This window comes from Burkholderiales bacterium, from assembly GCA_036262035.1.
Taxonomy (GTDB): domain Bacteria; phylum Pseudomonadota; class Gammaproteobacteria; order Burkholderiales; family SG8-41; genus JAQGMV01.
Map to the genome: position 1 here is coordinate 281,806 of DATAJS010000032.1, position 26,411 is coordinate 308,216.

The following is a 26,411-nucleotide window of genomic DNA, read 5'->3' on the forward strand; positions in this document are numbered from 1 at the left end:
GGCCTCCTAGCGGACGACGAAGAGCTCGTCGAGGTTTGAACGATCGGACAGTCGCACCGGGTCTTTCTCGGTGACGAGCACCAGGTCTTCGAGGTGATAGAAACAATAGCCTGGATCGACCACGCGCGGCTCGGACGCGATGACCATGCCCGGCACCAGCACCGTTTCGTCGCGGGGCTGGATGCGCGGGTTCTCGTGCAGCGCTATGCCGGTGCTGTGCCCCATCAGCGAGCCGCGGTACGACCCGCCGAGCGACTCGATGTCCTTGACCGCCGCGTGATAGAGGACGCAGGCGCGCGCGCCCGGCCGCAGGCGATCGATGGCGCGATACTGGACGTCACGCGCTTTCTGGTACCACGTGCGGTGCCGCTCGTTCGCGCGTCCTACCGCGGCGAGGCGATAGAGGTGCGAGTAATAGCCGTTGATCGACGCGCGGATGTTGATGCGCAGCATCTCGTCGTCGCCGATCGGCCGGTCGCCGCCCCAGTAGTGAACGGTGAGCGTGTTCGGCCCGGCGCCCACGCCCCACGTGATGTCGCGGAACTCGCCGTTGCCGATCTCGAAGAGGTGATCGACCATCGAGCGCGCGAGCTTGTGCTCCGGATCGCCCGCACGCGCCGACTCGAGCGCACGCTTGATCGCTTCGTCGGTGCCTTGCGCCGCGAGCTTCAGCGCTGCGATCTCGGTCTCGGTCTTCACCATCCGCGTACGATCGAAGATCGCGTCGCACGACGCGAGTGACGCGCCCGGGACGCGGCCCTGAAGATCCTGGAAATAAGCCTGGGTGAGGTATTTGAGCTCGACGCCGAGCTTCGCCTTGGCGAGCCCTTTCTCCTCGAGCACCGCGGCGACGATCTTCATCGGTCCGTCGAGGAACTCGCCGTACGGCCGCACGTCCTCGACCGACGCGAAGCGCCGCGTCTGGGTTTCCTCGTTGGTGGCGACGACGAGGGTGATCGCGCCGTCGGCGGTGACGATGCCCAGCGCGAGGCGATCGCGGATCAGCACCTGGGTCTGGATCTTCCAGCCGCTCAGGTAGAAGAAGTTTTCGGGCGACGCCACGATCGCGGCGTCGAGCCCCGCCGCCTGCATCTCCTTCAGCAGCACCGGCATGTTGACCACTTTGAGCTTCATGAACCCCTCCTTTTCCGCCGCCGACCTACAAGGGGTCGACTTTGGCGAACTTGATCACTTTGCCCCATTTCGCGATCTCGGCGCGGATGAAGGCGGCGAACTCCGGCGGCGTGACGCGTTTCGGTGCGGCGCCTTCGCGCCTGAACTTCTCGGCGACGTCGGGTGACAACAACGCCTTCGCGACGTCGGCGTTGATCTTCTCGACGACGCTGGCGGGCGTGCGCGCCGGTGCGCTCACGCCGTTCCAGCCTTCGGCCTGGAAACCCTTGAGCCCGGACTCGCCCATGGTGGGAATCTGCGGCCATTCCGGCGAGCGCTCGAGGCTCGTCACCGCGATCGGACGCACCTTGCCCGACGTGATCAGCGGCACCGCCGACGTCAGCGTGCTCACCACGATGTCGACGTGACCGCCCGCCAGGTCGGCGAGCGACGGCGCGCTGCCTTTATACGGAACGTGGACGATCTTCACGCCGGCCATCGCGTTGAACAGCTCGCCGGCGAGATGGTTGGAGCTGCCGGTCCCCGAGGAGCCGAAGTTGAGCGCGCCCGGCCTCGCCCTGGCGAGCGCGACGAGCTCCTTCGGATTCTTCGCCGGGACGCCCGGATGCACGATGAAAACGAGCGGCGCGAGATTGAACAGCGCGATGTGCTCGAAGTCGCTCATCGGATTGAACGGCAGCCTGGCGAGGTTGGGGACGATCGAGAACGGGACCGGCGTGACGAGCAGCGTGTACCCGTCGGGTGCCGACTTCGCCACGAGGTCGGATGCGACGAGGGTGGTGCCGCCCGGACGGTTCTCCACGACCACCGGTTGCCCCCACGCCTCGCTCAGTTTCTGCATCACGACCCGCGCGATGAAATCGGTGCCGCCGCCCGGCGCGAAGGGAACGATCGCGCGCACCGCGCGCGATGGATAGGCTTGCGCAGACGCCGCGACGCTCGCGAGCGTGAGAACGAGCGCGCCCAGCGCAGCGGACGCGCTACTCCGGCTGGACATTCGCCGCCTTGACGATCCTCGCGGTCATCGCGGTGTCCTGCTTGATGAACGCGCCGAACTGATCCGGCGTCATCGGCGCCGGGATCAGCACGCCGAGGTCCAGCAGCTTCTTCTTCAAGCCCGGATCGTTGACCGCCTTCGTCGCCTCGTCGTGCAGCTTCGCCACGATGGGCTTCGGCAGGTTCGCCGGACCGAGCAGGCCTATCCAGCTCGAAAAATCGTAGCCCTTCACGCCCGACTCGTCGAGCGTCGGCACGTCGGGTATCGATTCGATGCGCCGGGTCGAAGTGACCGCGAGCGCGCGCATCTTGTTCGCGCTGAGGAACGGCGTCGCCGTCGGCACCGGGCTGAACATGAAATAGATCTGGCCGCCGAGCAGATCGGTCATCGCCAGCGCCCCGCCCTTGTACGGAATGTGGCGCAGGCTCGTGCCGGTCATCATCGCGAAGAGCGCGGCGGACAGGTGCTGCGTCGCGCCGATGCCCGAAGAGCCGTACGTCAGCATGTCCGGCTTCGCCTTCGCCAGCGCGATGAAGTCCCGGGTCGTGCGCACCGGCAGCGACGGATGCACGACGAGCACGCTGGGCTGGATCACCATCAGCACGATCGGCGTGAGATCGCGCTGCGGATCGTAGGGAAGATTGCGGATGAGACTCGGCGCCGCCGACACGCCGGACTGCGAGGCGACGAGCAGGGTGTACCCGTCCGGCGGCGATTTGGCGACCGAGGTCACGCCGATGGTCCCCGCCGCACCCGCACGGTTCTCGACGATGAACGATTGCCCCATCTGCTCGCCGAGCTTCTGCGCGACGAGCCGTCCGACGACGTCGATGCTGCCCGACGGTGCGGACGGCACGATGGAGCGCACCACCTTCGACGGATAGGTCTGGGCGCCCGCACAGCCTGCGGCGAGCGCGCCCACGAGTACCGCGAGCGATCGAATATTCGGTGTAGACATGGGCGGCGCGCTATCGGGCGATGGTGGCCACGAAGATTCCTCGGTTAATAGTTATATGGACGCTCGCCCGCCAAGAATGCCGCACCGGCCCCTATAATGAAAATGAATTAAACGAATATCGCGGATTCGACATCGGAATGGAACTGGACCTGCGCAAGCTCAAGGTCTTCGTCGAAGTGGTTCGACAAGGCGGCTTCTCGCGAGCCGCCAAGGCGGTGTTCTCGACGCAGCCGACGGTGAGCAAGATCGTCCGCCAGCTCGAGGACGACTGCGGCGTGCCGCTGCTCGATCGCACGCGCCATCGCTGCGAGCCCACCGCCGCCGGCGAGATCGTCTACCGCCGCGCGCTCGGCCTGCTCGCGCAGGGCGAAGACCTGCGGGCCGAGCTCGACGAGCTGCGCGGGCTGGAGCGCGGCAAGCTGCGCGTCGGATTCCCGCGCGCGGGCAGCAGCGCGCTGTTCGCGCCGCTCTTCGTGTCGTTCCGCAAGCGCTACCCCGGCGTGGACGTGGAGATCGTCGTCCAGGACAAGGACCTCGCCGAGCGGCTGCGCACGGGCGAGCTCGATCTCGCCCTGCTCGCGCACCCGATCCCGCGCGACTTCGACGCGCAGGACGTGCGCACCGAGCCGTTGGTGGTGCTGCTGCCCGCCGACCATGCGCTCGCCGGGCGCAAGGCGCTGCGGCTCGAGAAGCTCACCGAGCTGCCGTTCGTCCTGTTCGAAGAAGGCTTCACGCTCAACGAAGTCATCCTCGAAGCGTGCCGCACCCGCAACATCACGCCGAAGATCGCCGCGCGCAGCAGCCAGGTCGACTTCATTCTCGAGCTGGTGGCCGCCGGCGTCGGCATCGCGTTCCTGCCGCGCGTCATCGCGGAGAAACATTCGCATCCGTCGGTGCGCCGCGCGTTGCTCGACGACGCGCGATCGAAGTGGCGCATCGCGCTTGCGTGGCGGCGCGGCGGGTATCTGTCTCATGCCGCGCAGGCGTGGCTGGCGCATGCGAGAGGGGCCCGGTGACGGACATGAATCGAATCTGCGTATTCTGCGGCTCGAGCGTCGGAAACGATCCGGCGTATCGCGCGCTCGCCGCGGACCTCGGCCGTACCCTCGCTCGGCACGGCGTGACCGCCGTCTACGGCGGCGGCCATGTGGGGCTCATGGGCGTGCTCGCCGATGCGGCGCTCGCGGAAGGCGGCGAGGTGATCGGCGTGATTCCGCAGTCGCTGATGGATCGCGAGCTCGGCCATGCCGGTTTGACCGAGCTGCACGTGGTCGAATCGATGCATGCGCGCAAAGCGCTGATGGCCGAGCTCTCCGACGGCTTCGTGGCGCTGCCCGGCGGTCTGGGCACGCTCGAAGAGCTGTTCGAGGTCTGGACGTGGGCGCAACTGGGGATGCACGCCAAACCGTGCGGGCTCCTCGACACCGGCAGTTTTTACGCGCCGCTCGTCGGTTTCCTGGATCATCTCGTGACGAACGGGTTCGTGGGCGCCGCGCACCGCGCGATGCTCACGGTGGCGACGTCGCCGGAGGAATTGCTCGCGCGCTTCGCGGCCTACGCGCCGCCGGCCACGCCGAAGTGGGTCACGCCGGCCCAGAGTTGATGCGCGCGTAAGTTATCGCCGCTCCGCGGGGTCTCATAAGGGGGCCTCGAAGGAGCCGCATTGCGCAAGATCAGATTCACCGGGACGACGCGCCGTCGTCTGTGGCACGTCATGTCCGTCGTCGCCTGGGTCGGCGTCCTCGCCCTCGGGCTCATCGTCGCCCTGGCCATTGCAAACATGGCGTGATTTCCCCGCGCGAAACGTGACGAACGGCACGTTGAGCGCGCCGCGCCGGTAAGAACCGGCTCGCCGCATGGGTCTATCGCGTATGGAACACGTTCAGACCCTGACGAGCGCCGATTCGATCGGCGAGCCCGAGCCTTTCTGGCTGGACTTCGAGCGCACGCGTGCGGCCGACGAGCTCGGTTGCGAATCGAACATCCGTCGCTACGGATCGCTCTGTACCTGCGGCGTGCACAGGCCGTCGCAATCCCGGGCATAGCCGTCGTCGCGGCGTACGCCGCGGGGATGGTGATATTCGGCCTGCTCGCGCTCAGCGCAGACCGGGCTTCGACTATCGACACGATGCGCATGCGCGGAGTTCCCGCGTCGCGAAATGAGTCGGCATTTCCCCACGTCGCGCTGTCGTCCTGCGGGGACGAGGCGTACACGAAGCGATAACGCAGCGGGACGAGCGACTTAACGCGGCGCACCGCTTTCTGCGCACCCCCCGCTGACGCTCGACGACGACGTTTGCGTTCGCGCGCGCCGGCGGCGCTCGCCACGTCCCCGTATTCCATATGCATAATCGCCGCACCTCATCCTATACAGGCGGCTTCGGCTGCACGCTTCGCAGCACGCGCGCACGCGCAAAGTGGCACAGGTGTTGCGAAGAGGGCGCTCGGTGATTCGACGGCCGCGCCGCGCAACGCAGACGATCTGCCCACGCGTTGCTTCGATAAGCACGTCACCGCGCAAATGCAGCGGTCGAGATCATCGTTCGACCAACCCTCCAGACTTACTTCAGGAGTTTCCCTATGAAGCGTATTGCCATCGGTGCATGCACCGCCCTGTCGCTCACGTTCGCCGCCACCGCTTTCGCGGGACCGACCCCCATGTCGGATGCGCAGCTCGACAACGTCACCGGAGGTCTGCTGACGGTCAGCGACGCGCTCAACGGCACGAGCCTGCTGAACGGCACCAGTCTGCTCAACGGCAACGGAGTGAGCGCGCTCAACGGCAACAGCGTGAGCGTCCCGGTGAACGCGTCGGTGCCGGTGAACGCGACGGTGGCCGTGCCGGTCACCGCGCCGCTCAACCTCGGCCTCGGCGTCGGCCTCCCCGCGCTCTAACGCGGTAGCAGCGCACCGCATCCCGGCCCGGGCCGGGATGCGGTTCTTTCCCACCGGATTTCATGAGATCACGCACGTCGACACACCCCCGCTGGGCCGCCTACGCGTGCGCCGCGTGCTGCAGCGTTGCGGCGCTCGCGCATCCGGCCACACCGGTGCGTTCGCTGCTCGAGATACGCCAGCACAAGGTCGTCATGCAGCAATGGGACATCAGTTGCGGCGCCGCCGCGCTCGCGACGCTGCTGCGCTATCACCTCGGCGACCCGGTGACCGAAACCGACGTCGCCCGCGGCATGCTGCGCACGACCGACGCGCTGCGCGTACGCACGCGCGGCGGCTTCTCGCTGCTCGACATGAAACGCTACGCACGCGGCCGCGGCTTCGAGGCCGAAGGCTATACCGGCCTTACGCTGGACGATGCGCGCCGCCTCGCACCGCTCATCGTGCCGATGCACATCGCCAACTACGATCACTTCGTCGTGCTGCGCGGCATCGCCGGGGGCGACGCGCTGATCGCCGATCCGGCGTTCGGCAATCGCCGCATCGCGCTGGCGGCGTTCCAGTCGCTCTGGCACCGGAAGCGGCTCGGCTTCGTGGTGAAAGGCTCCGGCGGCACGAACGACCTGCAGCCGCGCAGCGACGACTTCGTCGCGGTCGACCCGCGCACGATCGGTGTGGCGATCGCCGCGCCAACCCCTGCATCCAGTTTGAGGTAACGAATTGAGAAACCGCTGTACGTCCGCGGCGCTGTACGCGCTCGCCATGATTCTGGTCGCGTCGGGCCCTGCGCTCGGCGCGCAGGCCCGGGAATCCACCCCGCACAAGCGCGAAGCGGCCGCATCGCGCACGGCCACGCCCGAGCCGGCGGCGGACGACGAGGAAGCGCTCTCGCGCGCGCTCGAGCGCTCGCTGGTGGTGTCGGGCGGCGTGCTGCTGCCGAAAGGCAGGTTCGAGGTCACGCCCGCGCTGCGCTACGACTACACCCGCCGCTCCGGGCTCGGCATCGTCCCGCCGTCGAGCGTCGCGACGCGCGACGTGACCCGCGAGACGCTCGTCGGCTCGCTGGGCGCCAAGGTCGGGCTGCCGTGGCAATCGCAGCTCGAAGTGACCGTGCCGTACGGACGCCAGAGCATCGACAGCGTGGTCGGAGCGACGCCCGTCTCGGCGAGCGAGACGGGCATCGGCGACGTTCAGTTCGGCGTGTCGAAGCAGCTCCTGGGCGAGAACGCGAATCGTCCGAGCCTCATCGGCAACGTCACGTGGAACGAGAGCAGCGGCAAGACGAGCCAGGTGCAGCCGGCGCAGCAGCTGCCGGCCGGGGTGGTTCCGGCGCCCGCCCTCGGCGCCGGTTACGACGCGCTGAACACGACGCTGACCGCGGTCAAGCGCATGGACCCGCTGGTGTTCACCGGCTCGGTGTCGCACGCCTTCAACCAGTCGACGACCGTCGCCGGGTCGCGCGTGGAGCCGGGCGACACCAACAGCGCGGCAGTGCGCGCGATCCTCGCCGCGAGTCCCGACGTCTCGCTGCGCGGCGGGTTCTCGCTCGCGCGCACCGGCGATACGAAGGTCGGCGGCTTTACCGTGCCGGGCTCGAAGCAGACCGCCGCGATGCTCGAGCTCGGCACTTCGATCGCGCTGTCGAAACGCACGCTCCTCGACCTGACCGTCGGGGCCGGGCTCACGCAGGACTCGCCCGATCTCGTCGTCGGTGTCGCGCTGCCGATACGCTTCTAAAGACCGCGCGCCTCGTTACTTCGAGATCACCGTCCCGTTCGCGACCAGGCGCTCGATCTCGTCCGCGGCGAAGCCCGATTCCTCCAGCACCTGCCGCGTGTGAGCGCCCATCGCGGGCGGCTGCATGCGGATCGCGGGCTTGCGGCCGTCCATGTCGAGCGGGATGCCGGGAATCTTGGTCTGCTTGCCCGTCGGCAGCACGAGGTCGAGCATGCGGCCGCCTGCGTTGAGATGGCGGTCTTCGAAGAGGTCGCCGGGCTTCGCGAGCGGACCGAAGGGGATGTTGAGCTTCTCGAGCTTCGCGCAGAGCGAATCGAAAGTCTCCTGCGAGAACTTCTCGGTGACCACCGGCATGATCTTGGCGCGCTGCTGGGCGCGCTGCGGGTTCGTCTTCAGATCCGGATCCTCGAGCATGTGCTCGACGCCGAACTCGTTGCAGAACGCGCGCCAGTGATTGTCGCTGGTGAGTCCGACGAACACCGTCTTGCCGTCGGAGGTCGTGAAAGGGTCGTAGACCGCCCACGAGCTCGCTTTCTCGGGCATCGGCGGCGGCGCCTTGCCGGTGAGCGCCTGCTGGCCCATGTGCTGCGCGACCAGGAAGGCGGTCGATTCGAACAGCGAGCTCTCGACGAGCTGGCCGCGGCCGGTGCGCTCGCGCTCGCGCAGCGCGGCGAGGATGCCGATCGCGCCGAACATGCCGCCCATGATGTCGACGACCGAAGCGCCAGCGCGCAGCGGCTTGCCGGTCGGCCCGGTCATGTACGCGAGGCCGCCCATGTACTGCACGATCTCGTCGAGCGCCGCGCGCTTTTCGTACGGTCCCGCGAGGAAGCCCTTGAGGCTGCAATAGACGAGGCGCGGATGCCGTGCATGCAGGGCTTCCCAGCCGAGACCGAGGCGATCCATCGCGCCGGGCGCGAAGTTCTCCAGCAAGGCGTCGGCGGTCTCGACGACGCGGTGGAACGCTTCCCTGCCCGCCTCAGACTTCAGGTCGATGCAGAGGCTGCGCTTGTTGCGGTTGAACACCGGGAACAGCGCCGAGCCGAAACCGACGTTGGCGCGCGTGCGGTCGCCTTCGGGCGGCTCGACCTTGATCACGTCGGCGCCGAGGTCGGCGAGCACCACCGAGCACGACGGTCCCATCACGGTGTGCCCGAGCTCGAGCACGCGGATGCCGGCGAGCGGCAGTGCTTTGCTTGCTTCAGTCATGCCCGATCCTCAGGCCGCCGCAGCCGCGCGCAGCTTCGCGAGATTGCCGCCCATCTTCACCGAGCCCGGCAGCGGATGGCCGACGATCTCCTCGGCGAGCTGCGCGCACTCGATCATTTTGTCGAGATCGATGCCGGTCTCGATGCCCATCTCGTTGCACATGAAGACCAGGTCCTCGGTGCACACGTTGCCGGCCGCGCCCTTGTGAGCGGCGAACGGACAGCCGCCGAGACCCGCGACGCACGCGTCGAACATGTCCACGCCCATCTCGAGACCCGCCATCGCGTTCGCGATGCCCATGCCGCGCGTGTCGTGCAGGTGCAGGCCGAAGCGCTGCGTCGGCCACTTCTCGCGCACCGCGCCGAGCAACTGCTTGATCTGCAGCGGCGTCGCCCACGCCATGGTGTCGGCGAACGACAGCTCTTCGAGCTTGACGTCGTACTCGTCGGCCAGATCGAAGATGCGGCTGACGATGTCGACGATCCGCGCGACCGGCATGTCGCCCTGGTAGTTGCAGCCGAACGCCGCCGCCACCGAGCCGCGCTTCACCGGGATGCCGTTCTCGAGATAGTTCTCGAGCACGCGGCGCGAATACTCGAACTCCTGCTCGGTGTTGCGGTTGTTGTTCCTGGTCGAGAACTTCTCCGACGCGTAGATCGAGATCTTGCCTTCGAGCGTGAGCTTGTCGGTGTGCGTCTTGGCGCGCTCGAGCCCTTTCTCGTTGAGCCACAGCGCGGTGTATTTCACGCCGGCTTTCGGCTTGAAGCCGCGCACCACGTCCTCGGCGTCCGCCATGCCCGGCACGCGCTTGGGGTTCACGAACGAGACGATCTGGATGTGCTTGAGTCCCGTCCCGGACAGCGCTTCGATCAGCTCGATCTTGCGCTGCGTGGGAATGTTGCCCTTCTCGATCTGAAAGCCTTCGCGAGGACCTTCCTCGCTGATTTTCACGAACTTCGGTAGATCAGCCATTTCTGTCTCCTTGATGGGCGCGCCGGTGTTACCCGTTCACCCGTTCACTCGTTCACCCGTTCACGCTTTTTTCACTCGACCGGGATATTCGCATCCTTCAAAAGCTTCGCCCATTTTCCCACTTCGGCGCGGATGTAAGCGGCGGCTTCATCGGGCGTGGTCGGCATCACCTCGCCGCCTTCGTGCGAGAGCTTGTCCCGGATGTCGGGCTGGTTCAGGATCGCGACCAGCTCCTTGTTGAGCCGCGCGACGATGGGCGCGGGTGTCTTCGCCGGCGCGAGGACGGCGTGCCAGCTGCCGATGTCGTAGCCGGTGACCCCCTGCTCGGCGACGGTCGGCACGTCCGGCAGCGCGGGCGCGCGCCTGGCGCCGGTGGTGGCGATCGCGCGGATCTTGCCCTGCTTGATCAGGCCCGCCGACGAGCCGATCGAGGTCGCCATGGTCGCGATGCGGCCCGCCTGCAGGTCGAGCATCGCCGGCGACGCGCCTTTGTACGGCACGTGCAGCAGCTCGATGCCCGCCATCCTGGCGACGAGGAAACCGTTGATGTGGCCCGCGGTGCCGACGCCGGCCGAGCCGTAGGTCACGCCCGGGCTCTTCTTCGCGAGCGCGATCAGGTCTTTGAGCGATTTGAGCGGCGAGCTCGCGCTCACCACGAACACCGAGCTCGCGCGCTGCACCATGGTGATCGGCGCGAAATCGCGGACCGGATCGTAGGGGCTCTTCTTGCGCAGCGCCGGGCCGATCGCGAGGTTGGCGGTCTGGCCGATCCAGATCGTGTACCCGTCCGGCGGCGCTTTCGCCGCGAGATCCGCGCCGAGCGCGCCGCCGGCGCCGGCACGGTTGTCGACCACCACCTGCTGTCCCAGCGCGTCGCCGAGCCTGGGGCTCAGCGTGCGCGCGTAGAGGTCGGTGCTGCCGCCCGGCGTGAACGGCACGATCATGCGGACCGGCCGCGCCGGGTAGTTTTGCGCGTGCGCGACGCCCGCCATCAGGGCCAGGGCGGCTGCGACGGCCGCGGGTAGAGCCTTCATCCTGCGTTCCTCCTCGGGATCTCGTTCGAGCCGCGAGTCTACGTCGCGCCACTTATGCCGAGAAAGAATATTTGTGTATGATCTGATCGAATTAACGCATGAGTCCGCACGCCCTCAAGCTCATCCAGCTGCGCTTCTTCCGCGAGGTCGTGGACAACGACTTCAACGTCTCGCGCGCCGCCGCGGCGCTGCACACCTCGCAGCCCGGCGTGAGCCGCCACCTCCAGCTCCTCGAGCAGTCGCTCGGCGTGGTGCTGCTCAATCGCCAGAACACGCGCATCGTGGGCCTGACCGATGCCGGCGCCGCCCTGCTGCCGGCGGTGCGGCAGGTGCTCACCGAGGCGGACAACCTGCAGCGCCAGGCGCGCGAGATCGCCGCGCCCGCGAAGACCAAGTTCGTCATCGCGACCACGCACACCCACGCGCGGCACACCCTGCTGCCGGTATTGAAGACGTTCATGGACACGCATCCGCGGATCGCGCTGCAGCTGAGGCAGGGCAGCGTGCCGCGCATCAGCCAGCTCCTGCGCGACGAGATCGTCGACATCGGGGTCTCCACCGATCCGGTCGATCACGAAGGACTGGCCTTACTCCCCTGCTATCGCTACACGCACAGCCTGATCACGCCGCCGGGACACGCGCTGCTGAAGGAGAAGCGGATCACGCTGGAGCGCCTGGCGCAGTTTCCGCTCATCACCTACGACGAGAGGCACCGCCTCGGGCGCCTGGTGCGGGAGGAGTTCGCTTCCAGCCGGCTCGAGCCGAACATCGTGATGAGCATCATCGACGACGACATCATGAAGGCTTACGTGGAAGCGGGTTTCGGCGTCGCGATCATGGCGACGATGGCGTTCGATCCCGCGCGGGATCGCGGCGTGCGCGCGATCCCGCTCGATCATCTCTTCGAGCCGAGCACGTGCTACGTGATGACGAAGGAGCGCCGCTATCTCGAGCGGCACATCCAGGATTTCATCGCGCTCGTGAAGTCCGCGCAGCCGGGCGAGGCGCCGGCCCGCCGCGGCGGACGCTGAGCGCTACTCGAACCTGACTTCCGCGACGCGCGCTTCGCCGCCGGCCGCCGCTTCCTTGAACACCACGACGGTGCGCGCGTCGAACGTGTTGCCCTTCTCGATGTTGAAGGTCTTCTGGTGGTACACCCAGACCTTCTCGCCCGGCCCGCGGCTCTCGCTCGCGTCGGGCCTGCCGATCTTCTTGCTCACTTCCTTCTCGCTCGCATTCTGCACGCGCGTCTGAAAGTCCTCGCGGCTCATCCGCTCGCCGCAGCCGAGGAGCGCGAGCACCGCCAATGCCGCCGCGCCGTTCCTCCACGCCTTGTACATTTCATTCTCCTGTGTGTTCCGGTGTGCGACTGCGTTATAACAGTGCATGCTGAAGCGGGGCTGAACGAAAGAGCAGGTCATGACCGATCCATTGCAAGTCTTAATAGTCGAAGACGACGCCGTGCTCGCCGACGGGCTCGTGCGCTATCTCCAGCAGGCGGGATATCGCACCGAGGTCGTCACCAACGGCACCGACGCGGACCTGCAGCTGAGGAGCGACGCGCACGATCTGGTCGTGCTCGACATCGGGCTGCCCGGGCTCGACGGTTACGAGGTGCTGCGGCGGCTGCGCGCACGCGCGGGACGGCCGCGCGTACTGATGCTCACCGCGCGCGACGCGGTCGAGGACCGCGTGCACGGCCTCGATCTGGGCGCCGACGACTATCTCGTCAAACCGTTCTCGCTGCAGGAGCTCGAAGCGCGGCTGCGCGCGATCGCGAGACGTCACGAAGATCCCGCGAACAAACAGCTCCACTTCGGCCCGCTCAAGCTCAACACCGAGGCGAAGCGCGCGTGGATCGAGAACGAGCCGCTGCGGCTCACGGTCCGCGAGTGGCAGATCCTCGAGTTCCTGGTGACCCGCGCGGGCCACATGGTCAGCAAGGACCAGATCGTCTTCGGCCTCGCGTCGCTCGACGACGAGATGAGCCACACCTCGGTCGAGGTGCACATCTCGCACCTGCGGCAGAAACTGGAGCCCGCCGGCATACGCATCCGCTCGATACGCGGCTTCGGCTACTACCTGGAGAAGTGAGCGGATGAACAGCATCCGGTCGCTGCTCTCCGCGTGGCTGCTGTTTCCGCTGACCGGGCTGCTCCTGCTGACCGCGCTCATCGGCTACCCGGTCATCCTGCACCCGGTCACCGATGCGCTCGACTGGGCGCTGATGGATTCCGCGCGCACCATCGCGCGCCTCATCAACACGCCCGCGGGCTACACGGCGCTCGCGGCGGCGCCCGGCCACGAGACGGTGCGGCACAGCGACACCGACGACGAGACCTACTTCTCGGTGCGCGCCGCCGACGGCACGCTGCTCGCCGGCGACGCCAAGGTCGCGATGCCGGACACGGCACTCGCGCCGGGCGCGGACCTCTATTACGACAGCGTGATCGACGGCCGCCCGGTGCGCGTCGCGGCGATGCTCGCCACGCGCGCCGGCGCTTCGCTGCTCGTCCAGGTCGCGGAGACCAACGAGAACCGCACGCGCCTCACGCGGCAGATATTCACCGGCGTGATGCTCGTCGAGATCGCGCTGATCGCGATGGTCGGCTGGCTGGTCTCGCGCGGCATCCGCAAGGGCTTGCGTCCGCTGCGGCGCCTCGGCCGCGACCTCGAGGCGCGCTCGCCCGGCGACCTCGGGCCCGTTCACGAAGAGCACGCGCCGCTCGAGGCGCAGCCGCTGGTGCGGTCGATCAACGTGCTGTTGCGCCAGCTCGCGGTCTCGCAGCAGGCGCAACGCCAGTTCGTCGCCGACGCCGCGCACCAGTTGCGCACGCCGCTCGCGGGGCTGCGCATACAGCTCGAATACGCGCTCCAGCAGAGCGATCCGCAGGAGTGGCGGCGCACGCTCGCCATGCTCATGCCGGCGACCGCGCGCACGGTGCATCTCGCGCATCAACTGCTCACGCTCGCCCGCACCGAGGCGAATCCCGGCCGCGCGCGCAGCATGAATGAGGTCGACGTCGCGGACGTGGTGAAGAACGCGGCGTCGCAGTGCATGCCCAAGGCGATCGAGCGCGACATCGATCTCGGTCTGGAGCTGGGTCCGTGCTCCATCGTCGGCGACGCCGCGCAGCTCCACGACCTCGCGCTCAACCTGATCGACAACGCGCTCTCCTACACCCCGCGCGGCGCGTCGGTGACGGTGCGCACCGCGACGCGCGGCGACGCGCGGGTGCTGGAGGTCGAAGACGAAGGGCCCGGCATCCCCGAAGCCGAGCGGGCCCGGATCTTCCAGCGCTTCTACCGCATCGTCGGGTCGGAAGGCGACGGCTGCGGGCTCGGGCTCGCGATCGTGCAGGAGATCGCTCAGGCTCACCACGGGCGGGTATCGGTGGGCGATCGCGCCAGCGGCCCCGGGTCGGTCTTCACCGTCGAATTTCCCGGACGCGCGTCCGGGACGGAAATCAGCGCTCAAGATTGAGCGCCCGGCTGCCGTTACTGACGACTGGCCCGGCACACAGCAGCGCCGGGAGAGACCATGAACGGAACAGCCATGCATCTCGGGAAACTGGGTCGGACCCTGCTATCACTCGTCGCGCTGCTCGCGCTCGCGCCCTCGGCGCCCGCGCAGGACGCCCCGTACACGTTCAACGTGCTCAACCAGCGCACCGTCGCGCTGACGTCGCAGTACTGGAACCCCATCCTGCTCTACGTGAGCCGGAAGAGCGGCGTCCCGCTCGAGCTGCGCCTCGCCCGCACGACCAAGGAAGCCGATGCGCTGGGCGAACAGGGCGCCTACCACTTCCTCTACACCAACCATTTCTTCACGCCGGAGCGCGACAAGCTCGGCTTTCGCGTGCTCGCGCGCCCGGTGAGCCCCGGCCTGCGCGGCGCGATCGTCGTGCGCGCCGACTCGCCGCTGAAGACCCTGCACGACCTCACCGGGCGCGAAATCGCTTTCGCCAACCCCGAAGCCTTCGCCGGCTACTGGCTGCCGATGGACGCGCTCATGAGGGCCAAAATCGCCGTCAAGCCGGTGTTCATGTCGAACCAGGAGGCGGCGCTCGCGCAGCTGCGGTTCGGCTCGGTGCCCGCGGTCGGCGCGAACGCGCTCATCGCCGAGCGCTATTCGCGCCGCGAAGGCCTGGACCACCGCATCCTGTGGACCTCCGAGGTCTACAACGATCTCGCGATCATGGCGAACCCGAAAGTGCCCGCGGCCAAGGCGAACGCGGTGCGCGACGCCTTCGTGGGCATGCTGCACGACCCCGAGGGCCGCAAGATCCTGGAAGCCGGTGCCGAGCTGCTGAAGATGCACCAGATCGGCTTCGTCGCGGCCACCGACCGCGATTACGACAACTACCGGACGTTCTTCAAGCGGACGCCGGTCAAACCGCAGCCGGAGACGGTCGGCCCGGGCAAGGCGCAATGAAACCGCTCCGGCCGTGGGCCGTGTGGTCGAGGTGGGGGCTCATTCCTCGCCTCATGGCCGCGGTCGGATTTGCGAGCCTCATCGGCGGCGGCATCCAGAACTATCTGCTCGTCACCGAAGGCGCGGCCGAGCACGGCGCGCGGCACGAGCGCGAGCTCGCCGAAACGCTGCAGTTCCTCGCGCCGCTCGTCGCCGACCAGGCGGTGCTCGGCGACTACGCCGCGATCGAGCAGCTGCTGAAGCAGCAGACGCGCAAGCTCGAGATCCTCCAGCTCACGTGGACCGACAAGAGCGGCCGCAATCTCAAGGCGTACGAGGAGAGCGAAACCCTGCTCGCGCCCAAATGGTTCACCGCGCTCGTGCCGATCGGCCACGTGGAAGCGAACTTCGAGGTCCAGAGCGGCGGCGCCGACTACGGCAGTCTCTACGGCGAGATGAGCCGCAATCCCGCGAGCAACCGCTTGTGGTCGCAATTCGTCCACCAGCTCCAGATCGTGTTCGCCACCCTGCTGCTGACGCTGCAGGTGATCTGGCTGATCTTCCGGGGCAACCTGGGCACGCTGCGCATGCTCGCGCTGTCGGCCAACCGCTTCAGCTCGGGCGAGCACGCGGTGCGCGTGAAATCGGACGGCGCGCCCGAAGTGCGCACGGCCGCGGACGCGTTCAACAACATGGCCGACAACATCGAGGGATTGATCGCCTCGCTCGGCCACTCCGAAGAGAACAACCGCCGCCTCGCCGCGATCGTGAAGCAGTCGTCCGAGGCGATCTGGACCAACGACCTCACCGGGCGCATTACGACCTGGAACGCCGGTGCGAGCGCCCTCTTCGGCTACGGCGCCGACGATGCGGTCGGCCAGTGCCTCAAGCTCGACGCGAAAGCCGGCCCGATCGACGAGGCGCTGCGCTTCGCGCGCGTGCAGGGCGGCGAGACGTTCTCGTACGAGACGGTCGCCCGCACGATGGACGGCCGCGAGATCGACGTCGAGGTCGCGGCGGCGCCGCTGCACGACGAGAACGACAACGTCGTCGGCAAGATCAGCGTCGCGCACGACGTCACCGCGAGGAACCGGGCCCAGGCGGAGCTCTCCGCCGCGCGCGTCGCCGCGGAAGCGGCGAACCGCGCGAAGTCGAGCTTCCTCGCCAAGATGAGCCACGAGATCCGCACGCCGATGAACGGCGTGCTGGGGATGACCGAGCTCCTGCTCGAGACCGACCTCACGTCCACGCAGCGCCGCTTCGCCGAGACGGTGCAGCGCTCGGGCACGTCGCTCCTCGCCATCATCAACGACATCCTCGACTTCTCCAAGATCGAAGCCGGCAAGCTCGAGCTCGAGCGCATCGACTTCGACCTGCGCCAGACGGTCGAGGACACCATCGAGCTGCTCGCGGAGCGCGCGCACAGCAAGGGGCTCGAGCTCGCGTTGAGCCTGCCGGTCGATCTGCCTTCCCGCCTCAAGGGCGATCCGCTGCGCCTGGGCCAGGTGCTGACGAACCTCATCGGCAACGCGATCAAGTTCACGCAGGAAGGCGAAGTGTCGCTGCGCATCGCGGCGTGCGCCGACGAGGCGCACGAACTGAGGCTGCGCTTCGACGTAACCGACACCGGTCAGGGGATCAGCGCCGAAGCGCAGGCGCGCATCTTCGAGACGTTCTCGCAGGCCGACGGATCCACCACGCGCAAGCATGGCGGCACCGGACTGGGTCTGGCGATCAGCAAACAGCTCGTCGAGATGATGGGCGGCAACCTCAGCGTCGAATCGACGCCCGGTGTCGGCGCGACCTTCCGGTTCGAGGTGAGCTTCGAGAAGTGCGCGCGGCCGGTCGAAGCCGATCAGCGCAACCTGCTCGAAGGGCGCAAGGCGCTGATCGTCACCGGCAACGCGACGACGCAGAGCACCCTCGCTTCGCAGCTCACGAGCTGGGGCATGTCGAACCGTACGGTCGAGACCGCCCAGCACGCGATCGAGCAGCTGACGCTGTCCGCCGCGCGCGGCGCGCCGTTCGACGTCGCGATCGTCGACAGCGCGCTCGCCGGCGAAGGCGCCCTGAGCGTCGCGCGGCGGGTGCAGTCGGACGCCGCGCTGAACGGCGTGCGCGTGATCATGCTGCTCCCGGTCGGGGTCGCCCGCCTGGCGCAGCTGCGCGAAGCCGGCGCGTGGTCGTGCGTCACCAAGCCGGTGCGGCAGTCCGCGTTCTACGATGCGCTGGTCGGCGCGTTGCACGGCGCGTCGGCGGCGGCACCGCAGCGCGCGGCGCAGGTCGATCCGAAACCCGCGCAGGGCGTCGAGCGCGGCCGGCTGCTGCTCGCCGAAGACAACCTCGTCAACCAGCAGGTCGCGCTGGCGATGCTCAAGCGCGAAGGCTTCGACGTCACCGTCGCGAACAACGGCGCCGAAGCGCTGCACGCGTACCATGGCGGCGATTTCGACGTCGTCCTCATGGACTGTCACATGCCCGAGATGGACGGCTTCGAAGCGACGCGGCAGATCCGCTGCAGCGAGACGGAGACCGGACGCAAGCGCATCCCGATCATCGCGCTCACCGCGAACGCGATGCAGCAGGACCGCGACGAATGCCTGAAGGCCGGCATGGACGATCACCTGTCGAAGCCCTACACCCGCGTGCAGATGCGCGCCGCGCTCGACCGCTGGGTGCGCGAGAACGCGCCCGCGGCGGCGTAAGCCTTGCGAGCGCGGTCACAAGCGCACCCACTTGCGCCTGCACGCGGCGTAGACCGCGATCCCCGCCACGAACGCGATGCCGACGTTCCAGATCGCGAACGCGGCGGTCACGAGGGTCGCGTAGCGCTCGCCCTTGTCCTTCGAGAAATCGCACGATCCGAGCGCCAGCTGCGAGCCCGCGAGGAACAGGATCACCCCGAGCAGCGGCTGCGGGAATACTTTCAGCACGGTCATGATCGATGCGCCGAAGAACAAGGCCGCCGCGATCAGGATCGCGCCGAGGATGATCGGCGCGCCTCCCGTCGCGGCGCCGAAGCGCACGTGGCCGGCCATGCCGCCGGCGCCGTGACACATCGGCACGCCGCCGATCGCCGAGGCGCCGATGTTCATGAGTCCGGTGGAGATCGCCACCTGCCGCTCGGTCACGGGGCGATGCGGAAACAGCCTGTTGTTCTCGTCGACGATCGCGACGACCGCGTTGCCGAGCGTGAGCGGCACCTGGGGTAAGGCGAGCATCAGGGCGGCGACGCCGAGCTCGTGCAGGCCGATCGCCGGCCATGTGAATTCGGGCAGCCGCAGCTGCGGGTCGACGCTGCGCAGCTGCGCGAGCAGCTCGGGGGAGACCGCGAGCTGATACGCCGCCCCGCCCGCGAGCAGCACGAACATGACCGGAAAGCGCCGGCTGTCGATCAGCAGCAGCGTCACCGGCAGCGCGATCGCGGCGAACACCCAGTGCGAGGCCATCGCACGCAGGCCTTCGAGCATGAAGCCCAGGCCCAGTCCGAGCACGATGCCCACCGCGACGGGACGCGGAAGCAGCGCGGCCACGCGGCGCGCCGCGCCCGAGAGACCGAGCACCAGCCAGACGAGGCCGGTGATGAGACCGGCCGCATAGATCGTCCCCGCGGTGACGCCCGCCTGCGTCGCCGCCGCCGCGCCGATCGCTTTCATCGGCTGCACCGGGAACGGCGTGCGGTAGTACGCACCGGCGATGCACAGCGCGACACCGAAGCCCAGAAAGATGCCGACCGGATCGAGGCTGCCGAGCGCGGTGTACGCGACCACGAACGGAATCAGCGTTCCCAGGTCGCCGAACGCGCCCGCCCATTCGCTGCGGTCGTAGCGGTTGCCGGTTGCGGCCCGTACAGGCGGTGCGCTGCTTCGCTCCATGTCGAGGCGGCCGATGCTGAAGTGTGCCTGCGGCGATCGTAGCAGGATCGACCGGACGATGGCCGAGCGCACACCGTGGTCCCCGCTCCCGACATATTTTTCTCGCGTGCGCTGCGTGTCGCGAATCTTTCGTCCACACCCCGGACTCTCACGCTCACCGGCCGTATCGGGCCGGACAACGAGACGAGGAGAAACGATGAAAGTCCGAGGAGCTTACGCAGCGCTTGCCGCGGGCGTGCTGTGCGCGGCGACCGCGCACGCAGCCCAGTACCCCGAGAACCCGGTGCACATCATCGTGCCGTTCAGCCCGAGCGGCGGCACCGACATCCAGGCGCGCGTCATCGCCGACGCGTTCGGCCGCAGCATGAAGCAAACTTTCATCGTCGATAACAAGCCCGGCGCGAGCGGGCTCATCGGCGCGCAGGCGGCGATCGAAGCGCCGGCGGACGGCTACACCATCCTCTTCACCACCGCGACCCTCGCGATCAACCCGACGCTGTACGGCAGACGCTGGAACGTCGATCCGCTGCAGGACCTCGAGCCGGTGAGCTGGATCACTTCCGCGCCGCTGGTGCTGATCACGCACCCGAGCGTGCCGGCAAAGACGGTACCGGATCTCGTCGCGCTCGCGAAGAAGCAGCCGAACCTGCTGAACTGCGCGGTGAACACGCCGGGGAGCACGAGCCATCTCGCGGCCGAGATGCTCAAGCAGAAAGCGGGGCTGGACGTGACCATCGTACCGTTCAAGGGCGGCGGACCGGCGGTCAAGTCGGTGGTCGCGGGCGAGACCGACTACCTCTTCGCGACCGGTCCGTCTGCGGCGAGCTTCGTGCGCAACAAGCAGGTGCGAGGACTCGCGGTGACCACCGCGAAGCCGTCCTCCGCCTTCCCGGGACTGCCGACCATGAACACCTTCTATCCGGGGTTCGAGGCGGACAACTGGTACGCGATGTTCGTGCGCAAGGGCACGCCGCCGCAGATCGTGCAGAAGATCAACGCCGAGATCAAAAAGGCGGTGGCGACGCCGCGCGTCAGGGAATTCATGACGCGCGAAGGCCTCGACGCGGTCGCGAGCTCGCCCGCGGAGCTTCTCGCGCAGGTCAGGCGCGAGATGGCGAAATACGGCGATGTCATCCGGGTCGGACAGATCCATCTGCAATGACATGCGGCAGGCGGTAAGGATTCGCGGCGCGCGCAGGTCTCACCGTGTGGAGGGCACGTACGCATCCGCACGATGGGCTGTCTGGAGATCGAACGCATGTTGCTGGCCGCGCCGCGAGAGCGCAGCGCGATCGACCGCATGCACATCGATCGCTGCGTCAAGTGCACCCGCGTCGCCGCCGCGGCCTCCGAGCTCGACGCGGCGCTGGAAACGGCGCTGCTGATCGCCCCGCCCGATTCGCTCGCGGACCGGCTGCTGCTCGCGCACGCGTGGCGGCAGCGGCGCCGGAAAAGAACCGCGCTCACGGCCGCCGCGCTGGTGCTGGCGTCGGGCCTACTCGCGCTGCAGCTCTACCGGCCGCCGCCGGCGCTGTATACGCTCAGCGCGAAGCATCCGGCGGTCGCGGCCATCGCGGAAGTCGTCCGCGAGCACCAGCGCGTGGGACCGCCCGCGCCGCGCCGCCCCGTCGGCGACGAGCTGCGCCGTGTCGGCCTCGGGATTCCCAGCGACGCGCGCGCGGAGTACGTCGGCGAGTGCCGGCTCGGCGACGGGGTGCGCTGCCAGCACATCGTCGTGACCTCGGACGTCACGCAGGCGGACGTCATCCTCGCGCCGGATCTGCCGGCGGTGCAGCGCGTGCTCGTCGCCGATCAGCGGATGGTGGGTCTCATGAACGCGGCCGCGACGGGAGGCTTCATCGTGGTCGCGAGCTCGCCGGACGCGGCGAGGCGCATCGAGAAGCTGCTCCTGCGGTCCCGGACGAAACCGGAATAGCGCCCGCTGTAAGTAAACCGCGCCCGAACGGGTCTGTAACGTGCATATGACAGCAGCTTTTCAGTCTCAGGACGGCGGTGGGCGCATGACGTCCCCACCCGCCGACGATCTCAACTGGGCGTTCTCCGAGGATGCGAACGGCCGCTGGCGCTGGGGCGTCACCGCGCGCAACGGCCATGTGATCGTGCACTCGGCGATCCGCTTCGACTCGCGTGCCGAATGCATCGCCGACGCCCGGCGCTACGGTTATGCCGAGGGCGCGTGGCACACGTCGCCGCGGTCCTAGACCTCTACGGCATTACGGCGACTCTCAGGGAGTCGCCGTACAGCCCTTCCGCAGCGTCCTGGCCGGCATCGACGATGCCGTAGATCTCGAAAAGCGCGAACCGCGTCATCCTCACGCCTCTAGGAGGACCCGTTCTCCCTACGCGCTCGCGTAAGGTTTACATACGAAGTCGAGCACAACGTGCGCGAATCCGGCGGCAGATGTACCTTGACCGCGGCACGCCGGGGGCCTATTGTCCGGCAGTTCGTCATTGCAACATCCAGGCGGCTCGACCGAGCCGCTTCGGCTCGGAGGCCGGGTGCGACCCGGCCTTTTCATTTTTCAGGAGCGATATGCCGAAAGAAGAAATGGTCGAATTGCAAGGGGTGGTCAACGAAGTGCTGCCGAACGCGGTGTTTCGCGTGCAGATAGAGAACGGGCCGCAAATCACCGCTTATGCATCCGGGAAGATGCGCAAGCACCGCATCCGCGTGCTCGCCGGCGACCGTGTGACGCTCGAAATGTCGCCTTACGACTTGTCGAAGGGAAGGATCTCGTTCCGGCACAAGGACGAGCGCACTGGTGCGCCGCCGCCGGGCGCCATGGCGCGCCGTCGCACCTCCTGATCGGAGGGCAAACGTGTCGCATTTACCGGCGCTGACCATCGCCGACATACCGTGGCTGCGCCTTGCCGCGCGAACCGCCGGCGTCATGGACATGCCGCCCGCCACAGCCGCGAAACTGCTCAAAGGCGGCTTCGTGGCTGCGACCGGCAAAGGCCCCGTGCTGAAGATCACTCGCCGGGGCGAGCTTGCACTGGATCGATTGACCTGAAGCACCCCGACGGCCTGTGGGCCCTCGGTGCTGTCGCCGGCGCTGCTGCAATGCAACTCCGCAGAACGTAAGCCGTATTCGGACAGCTGCGGCGAAGCGCGTTATGCTGAACCGCATGAAACGCGGATCCTGGATCGCCGCGCTCCTCCTCGTGCTGAGCGCGCTCGCTGCGAACCTCCACGCCCAGGAAGCCGCGACCAAGCGCGTGCTGCTCATCTCCACCGGCAGCCGGCTCGCGCCGGGTTTCATCCTGGTCGACCAGCAGATCCTCGGCGCGCTCCGGGCGCCGGGCGCCCCGCGCATCGAGATCTACGCCGAGAACCTCGACGTCATCCGGTTCCCCGCCGAGCGCACGCGGCAGGTGTTCGGCGAGTACCTCACGGCGAAATACGCCGGGAACCCGCCCGATCTCGTCATGCTGGTCTTCGTCGGCAACCTGGGCGTCACCGCCAGGGTGCTCGAGGACATCTTTCCCGGCAAACCCGTCATCGTCGCCGGCTATACCGAAGAGAGCTTCGCGCGGCGCGCGTTCGGCACGAACGTGACCGGATTCGCGCAGCGCATGAATCCCGGCGCCACGCTCGACCTGATGCTGCGCCTCCAGCCCGGGCTGGAGCGCATCGTGATCATCGGCGGCACCGCGCCGATCGACCGCGAGATGCTCGACCTCGCGACGAGCGCCGCCAGGCGCTACACGCAACGCGTGAACGTCGAAGTATGGGATGGCCTCGCCATGGACGAGCTGCGCAGCCGCGTGCAGAAGCTCTCGCGGGGAACGGCGATCCTGTACACGCGGCTCTTTCGCGATGCCGCGGGCCACGCCTTCATCTCCTCCGAAGTCGCGCAATGGCTCGGGCGCAATGCGAGCGTGCCGGTATATACCACGACCGACACCCATCTGGGCACCGGTGTATTGGGCGGATCGCTCGCGAGCGCCGAAGCGTTCGGCCGGCGCGCCGGCGAGCTCGCGCTGCACATGCTCGCCGGTGCGGCGCCGTCCGACATACCGTTCGAGATACGCACCGATACCGTGCCCATGTTCGACGCGCGCGCGTTGAAGCGCTGGGGGATCGCGGAGAGCGCGCTGCCGGCCGACAGCGTCGTGCGCTATCGGCAGCCGTCGGCGTGGGAGGAGTACCGCTGGCACATCGCCGGCGCGCTGGTCGTCATACTGATCCAGACGGCGATGATCGCGGCGCTCTTCGCCGAGCGGCGCCACCGCCGCCGCGCGCAGCGGGCGCTGCAGGAGAGCCAGGACCTGATGGCGCTCGCGACGGAAGCCGGCGAGCTCGGCCTGTGGTCGCGCGACCTCGCGGGCGACACGCTCTGGATGAATGCGCCGCTGCGCGCGATGTTCGGCTTCGGTGCCGACGACGAAGTCGCCTTCGCCGACATCGTTCGTCGCATACATCCGGACGACCGCGCCCGCGTCGAGGCAGAAGTCGAACTCGCCCAAGCCGAGGGCCTGCCTTTCGAATCGGAGTACTGTATCCGCCTGCCCAGCGGCGCGGAGCGCTGGGTACTGACCAAAGGGCGCACCGTCGCCGGCGCGCCGGGGCGCGAGTCGCTCAGGATGGGTGTGGTCCTGGACATCACCCAGCGCAAGTACGCCGAGGAGCAGTTGCGCGAGAGCGAGGCGCGCTTCCGCACGATCGCAGACACGTCGCCGGTCATGATCTGGTTGTCGGGACCCGATGCGCGCTGCACCTTCGTCAACAACGGCTGGCTGCGCTTCACCGGACGCTCGCTCGAGCGGGAGCTCGGCGACGGCTGGAGCGAAAGCATTCATCGCGCCGACGTCGGGCGCGTCATCGACACTTACCACCGCGCCTTCGGCGCACTGCGCCCATTCACGCTCGACTACCGGCTGCGCCGGCACGACGGCGAGTATCGCAACATCCTCGACCACGGCGCGCCTCACTACAATCCCGACGGCACGTTTCTCGGCTACATCGGCACGTGCGTCGACGTGACCGAGCTCAAGCTCGCCGAGCAATCGCTGGAGAAGCAGCGCGCCTTCCTGCGACAGGTCATCGATACCACGCCCAACCTGATCTTCGCCAAGGATCGCGCGGGCCGCTTCACCCTCGCCAACCGCGCCATCGCCGACGTCTTCGGCCTGCAGCCCGACGATCTCATCGGCAAGACCGACGCGGACCTCAATCGCAACCCCGAGGAAGTCGAGTTCTTCCGCAAGATCGATCTCGAGGTGATGGACAACGTGCAGGAACGCTTCATACCCGAGGAGAAGCTGACCGACGCGCGAGGCAACGTGCGCTGGCTGCAGACGATGAAGCGGCCGCTCGTCGGCCTCGACGGACGCGCCGACCAGGTGATCGGCGCCGCGGCCGACATCACCGAGCGCAAGAACACCGAGCGCGAGCTCATGGAGCAGCGCGCGCAGCTCGCGCACGTCGCGCGCGTGTCGCTCATGGGCGAGCTCGCCGCCTCCCTCGCCCACGAGCTGAACCAGCCGCTGACCGCGATCCTCAGCAACGCGCGCGCCGCGCAGCGCTTCATGGAGAACGACGCCTTCGACCGTGACGAGATCCGCGACATACTCGACGACGTCGTCGAGGCGACCGCCCGCGCCGCCGAGGTCATCCGCCAGATGAGGCGGCTCGTGAGGAAGGAGAACGAGCCCGAGCTCACCGCCGTCGACCTCGGCGAAGTCGTGCGCGAGGTCGCCGCGCTCGTGCACAGCGACGCGGTGATGCAGGACATCCGCATAACGCTCGACATCGAGAGCGGGCTGCCGCCGGTTCTCGGCGACCGGGTGCAGCTCCAGCAGGTGGTGCTGAACCTGGTCATGAACGCGTTCGACGCGATCGCCGAACGCCCCGAAGGCGAGCGCCTGATCGCCCTGCGCGCAGACCACGAAAACGGCGTCGACAGGGTCGCGGTCTGCGATCGCGGTCCAGGGCTCGACGCAGGCGAGGAAGACAGGATCTTCGAGCCGTTCTATACGACCAAGCGCGAAGGCCTCGGCATGGGGCTTTCGATCTGCCGCTCGATCATCCGGGCGCACGGCGGCACGCTGTGGGCCGCGAACAACGCGGGCCCGGGCGCGACCTTCTACTTCACGGTGCCGCGGCAGGACGCGTGAGCTCCGGCGCGCGCTCGCCGGCGGCGCGTGCGAGCGCGCTCTGCCGGTACGCAACCGGCGTCCCGCCGGTCCAGCGCTTGAACGCGCGGTTGAACGCGCTCACTTCGGAATAGCCCAGGCGGAAAGCGATCTCGGTGACCGTGTGCTTCGCGTCCTGGAGGTAGCCGACCGCGTAGTGCCTGCGCGTCTCGCTCACGAGCTCGCGGTACGAGATGCCGTGCTCCTTCAGACGGCGCTCCAGCGTGCGCGGGCTGGTCGCGAGCTTCGCGGCGACGCTTTCGAGCCTGGCGTCGCCGCTCTCCAGCGACTCGCCGATGGCGCGCCTCACGGTATCGAGCATGTCGTCGCGCCGCGGGAAGCGCGCGAGCAGGCGGTCGAACTGCCGCCGCAGCGCGCGGTAGAGCTTGTGGTCCGCGGCGCGCACGCGCCTCTCGACGAAATCGTGCTCCAGCACGAGCGCGTTGGAAGGACAGCTGAAGCGCGCGGCGCAGCCGAAGACACGCTCGTAGCGGCACGGCCCGGGCGTGTCGTGCGCGAACTCGACGGCGGCCGGCGCCCAGTCGCCTTCGGTGATGCCGCGCAGCGTCAGCCACAGCACCGCCATGCTGTACTCGTTCTGCTGGCGCACTTCATGCTGCGGTCCGTCGCTCACGCGATAGCGCAGGCACGCGCGACGGCCTTCGGTGCCGAACGACATGCGCAGGCCGCTGTTGTGCAGATGCACGTAACGGCCGATGTTGTACATCGCGGCCGCGACGGTCGGCGAATTGAGCACCACGTACGCGAGCAGCCCGAGGTCTCGCGCGTCGAAGCGCTCGCCGAAGTGCAGCCCGAAGCACTCGTCACCGGTGGAGCGCGCGGCCTGATCGAGCAGGCGCGCGAACGCGCTGCTCGGTATCAGCGCGTCGACGCGCTCGAGCGTGGCGCGGTCGAGGCGTGCCGCGCGCAGGACCGCGTCGGGGTCGCCGCCCGCCGCGGCGATCGCCGGCAGCAGGCCCGTCGCTGCGTTGACCGTCATCATCGCGGTGCGTGTCATCGACGAGCT

Annotated in this window: 26 protein-coding genes; 17 read left to right on the forward strand and 9 right to left on the reverse strand. The window is 68.1% G+C overall.

Annotated elements, in window-relative coordinates:
* Positions 1-6: 6 nt before the first annotated feature.
* Genes VHP37_33300 through VHP37_33310 form a run of 3 tightly spaced genes read right to left on the reverse strand, consistent with a single transcriptional unit; the run spans position 7 to position 3,089 of the window.
* Positions 7-1,134, reverse strand: coding sequence for a Xaa-Pro peptidase family protein (locus tag VHP37_33300; protein HEX2831251.1), 1,128 nt, complete (start codon positions 1,132-1,134; stop codon positions 7-9).
* A 25-nt stretch (positions 1,135-1,159) separates the two neighbouring features.
* Positions 1,160-2,131, reverse strand: coding sequence for a tripartite tricarboxylate transporter substrate binding protein (locus tag VHP37_33305; protein HEX2831252.1), 972 nt, complete (start codon positions 2,129-2,131; stop codon positions 1,160-1,162).
* On the reverse strand, positions 2,115-3,089 hold the full coding sequence (locus tag VHP37_33310) for a tripartite tricarboxylate transporter substrate binding protein (GenBank protein HEX2831253.1): 975 nt from the start codon (positions 3,087-3,089) through the stop codon (positions 2,115-2,117). Before VHP37_33310 ends, VHP37_33305 begins: the two co-directional genes overlap by 17 nt.
* A gap of 137 nt (positions 3,090-3,226) precedes the next feature.
* Between VHP37_33310 and VHP37_33315 the strand changes: the two genes are divergently transcribed.
* The 6 genes from VHP37_33315 to VHP37_33340 all read left to right on the forward strand — a co-directional run bounded on the left by VHP37_33315 (position 3,227) and on the right by VHP37_33340 (position 7,721).
* Positions 3,227-4,105, forward strand: a complete 879-nt coding sequence (locus VHP37_33315) for a LysR family transcriptional regulator (protein HEX2831254.1) — start codon at positions 3,227-3,229, stop codon at positions 4,103-4,105.
* Positions 4,106-4,110: 5 nt separating this feature from the next.
* Complete coding sequence (locus VHP37_33320) at positions 4,111-4,692, forward strand: TIGR00730 family Rossman fold protein (protein HEX2831255.1); 582 nt, start codon at positions 4,111-4,113, stop codon at positions 4,690-4,692.
* Positions 4,693-4,752: 60 nt separating this feature from the next.
* On the forward strand, positions 4,753-4,878 hold the full coding sequence (locus VHP37_33325; GenBank protein HEX2831256.1) for a hypothetical protein: 126 nt from the start codon (positions 4,753-4,755) through the stop codon (positions 4,876-4,878).
* Between the two features lie 791 nt (positions 4,879-5,669).
* On the forward strand, positions 5,670-5,984 hold the full coding sequence (locus tag VHP37_33330; GenBank protein HEX2831257.1) for a hypothetical protein: 315 nt from the start codon (positions 5,670-5,672) through the stop codon (positions 5,982-5,984).
* A 62-nt stretch (positions 5,985-6,046) separates the two neighbouring features.
* On the forward strand, positions 6,047-6,700 hold the full coding sequence (locus VHP37_33335) for a C39 family peptidase (protein HEX2831258.1): 654 nt from the start codon (positions 6,047-6,049) through the stop codon (positions 6,698-6,700).
* Between the two features lie 4 nt (positions 6,701-6,704).
* Positions 6,705-7,721: a transporter gene (locus VHP37_33340; GenBank protein ID HEX2831259.1), complete on the forward strand. Its 1,017-nt coding sequence runs from the start codon at positions 6,705-6,707 to the stop codon at positions 7,719-7,721.
* Positions 7,722-7,736: 15 nt separating this feature from the next.
* Here VHP37_33340 and VHP37_33345 read toward each other — a convergent pair whose 3' ends face one another.
* The 3 genes from VHP37_33345 to VHP37_33355 all read right to left on the reverse strand — a co-directional run bounded on the left by VHP37_33345 (position 7,737) and on the right by VHP37_33355 (position 10,936).
* On the reverse strand, positions 7,737-8,930 hold the full coding sequence (locus tag VHP37_33345; protein HEX2831260.1) for a CaiB/BaiF CoA-transferase family protein: 1,194 nt from the start codon (positions 8,928-8,930) through the stop codon (positions 7,737-7,739).
* A 9-nt stretch (positions 8,931-8,939) separates the two neighbouring features.
* Positions 8,940-9,902: a hydroxymethylglutaryl-CoA lyase gene (locus VHP37_33350; GenBank protein ID HEX2831261.1), complete on the reverse strand. Its 963-nt coding sequence runs from the start codon at positions 9,900-9,902 to the stop codon at positions 8,940-8,942.
* Positions 9,903-9,973: 71 nt separating this feature from the next.
* Positions 9,974-10,936: a tripartite tricarboxylate transporter substrate binding protein gene (locus VHP37_33355; GenBank protein ID HEX2831262.1), complete on the reverse strand. Its 963-nt coding sequence runs from the start codon at positions 10,934-10,936 to the stop codon at positions 9,974-9,976.
* A 98-nt stretch (positions 10,937-11,034) separates the two neighbouring features.
* On the opposite strand from VHP37_33355, the gene VHP37_33360 reads away from it, so the two are divergent.
* Positions 11,035-11,967, forward strand: coding sequence for a LysR substrate-binding domain-containing protein (locus VHP37_33360; protein HEX2831263.1), 933 nt, complete (start codon positions 11,035-11,037; stop codon positions 11,965-11,967).
* A gap of 3 nt (positions 11,968-11,970) precedes the next feature.
* Here the strand turns inward: VHP37_33360 and VHP37_33365 are convergent, their stop codons facing one another.
* On the reverse strand, positions 11,971-12,276 hold the full coding sequence (locus VHP37_33365; protein ID HEX2831264.1) for a hypothetical protein: 306 nt from the start codon (positions 12,274-12,276) through the stop codon (positions 11,971-11,973).
* Positions 12,277-12,355: 79 nt separating this feature from the next.
* On the opposite strand from VHP37_33365, the gene VHP37_33370 reads away from it, so the two are divergent.
* From VHP37_33370 to VHP37_33385, 4 genes are read left to right on the forward strand one after another with little or no spacing between them, the layout of a single operon-like run.
* Positions 12,356-13,030 carry a response regulator transcription factor gene (locus VHP37_33370; protein HEX2831265.1) on the forward strand — a complete coding sequence of 225 codons (675 nt, stop codon included), beginning with the start codon at positions 12,356-12,358 and terminating at the stop codon, positions 13,028-13,030.
* 4 nt (positions 13,031-13,034) lie between these two features.
* Complete coding sequence (locus tag VHP37_33375) at positions 13,035-14,420, forward strand: sensor histidine kinase N-terminal domain-containing protein (protein HEX2831266.1); 1,386 nt, start codon at positions 13,035-13,037, stop codon at positions 14,418-14,420.
* Positions 14,421-14,477: 57 nt separating this feature from the next.
* Positions 14,478-15,371: a phosphate/phosphite/phosphonate ABC transporter substrate-binding protein gene (locus VHP37_33380; GenBank protein ID HEX2831267.1), complete on the forward strand. Its 894-nt coding sequence runs from the start codon at positions 14,478-14,480 to the stop codon at positions 15,369-15,371.
* The gene (locus VHP37_33385) at positions 15,368-18,055 is read left to right on the forward strand and encodes a response regulator (protein ID HEX2831268.1); all 2,688 of its coding nucleotides are present in this window, start codon (positions 15,368-15,370) and stop codon (positions 18,053-18,055) included. Before VHP37_33380 ends, VHP37_33385 begins: the two co-directional genes overlap by 4 nt.
* A 15-nt stretch (positions 18,056-18,070) precedes the next feature.
* Here the strand turns inward: VHP37_33385 and VHP37_33390 are convergent, their stop codons facing one another.
* Complete coding sequence (locus VHP37_33390; GenBank protein HEX2831269.1) at positions 18,071-19,225, reverse strand: putative sulfate/molybdate transporter; 1,155 nt, start codon at positions 19,223-19,225, stop codon at positions 18,071-18,073.
* 196 nt (positions 19,226-19,421) lie between these two features.
* On the opposite strand from VHP37_33390, the gene VHP37_33395 reads away from it, so the two are divergent.
* From VHP37_33395 to VHP37_33420, 6 genes are all read left to right on the forward strand, one after another.
* The gene (locus VHP37_33395) at positions 19,422-20,387 is read left to right on the forward strand and encodes a tripartite tricarboxylate transporter substrate binding protein (GenBank protein HEX2831270.1); all 966 of its coding nucleotides are present in this window, start codon (positions 19,422-19,424) and stop codon (positions 20,385-20,387) included.
* Between the two features lie 72 nt (positions 20,388-20,459).
* Complete coding sequence (locus tag VHP37_33400; GenBank protein HEX2831271.1) at positions 20,460-21,161, forward strand: DUF3379 family protein; 702 nt, start codon at positions 20,460-20,462, stop codon at positions 21,159-21,161.
* A gap of 85 nt (positions 21,162-21,246) precedes the next feature.
* Positions 21,247-21,447 (forward strand): hypothetical protein, encoded by a 201-nt coding sequence (locus VHP37_33405; GenBank protein ID HEX2831272.1) that lies wholly within the window; start codon positions 21,247-21,249, stop codon positions 21,445-21,447.
* Positions 21,448-21,779: 332 nt separating this feature from the next.
* Positions 21,780-22,052, forward strand: coding sequence for a translation initiation factor IF-1 (gene infA / locus VHP37_33410; protein ID HEX2831273.1), 273 nt, complete (start codon positions 21,780-21,782; stop codon positions 22,050-22,052).
* 13 nt (positions 22,053-22,065) lie between these two features.
* Positions 22,066-22,260 (forward strand): hypothetical protein, encoded by a 195-nt coding sequence (locus VHP37_33415; protein ID HEX2831274.1) that lies wholly within the window; start codon positions 22,066-22,068, stop codon positions 22,258-22,260.
* A 115-nt stretch (positions 22,261-22,375) separates the two neighbouring features.
* Positions 22,376-25,366 (forward strand): PAS domain S-box protein, encoded by a 2,991-nt coding sequence (locus tag VHP37_33420; GenBank protein HEX2831275.1) that lies wholly within the window; start codon positions 22,376-22,378, stop codon positions 25,364-25,366.
* Here the strand turns inward: VHP37_33420 and VHP37_33425 are convergent.
* Positions 25,341-26,402 (reverse strand): AraC family transcriptional regulator, encoded by a 1,062-nt coding sequence (locus VHP37_33425; GenBank protein ID HEX2831276.1) that lies wholly within the window; start codon positions 26,400-26,402, stop codon positions 25,341-25,343. The two genes, VHP37_33420 and VHP37_33425, sit on opposite strands and share 26 nt — an antisense overlap.
* Between the last annotated feature and the right edge of the window lie 9 nt (positions 26,403-26,411).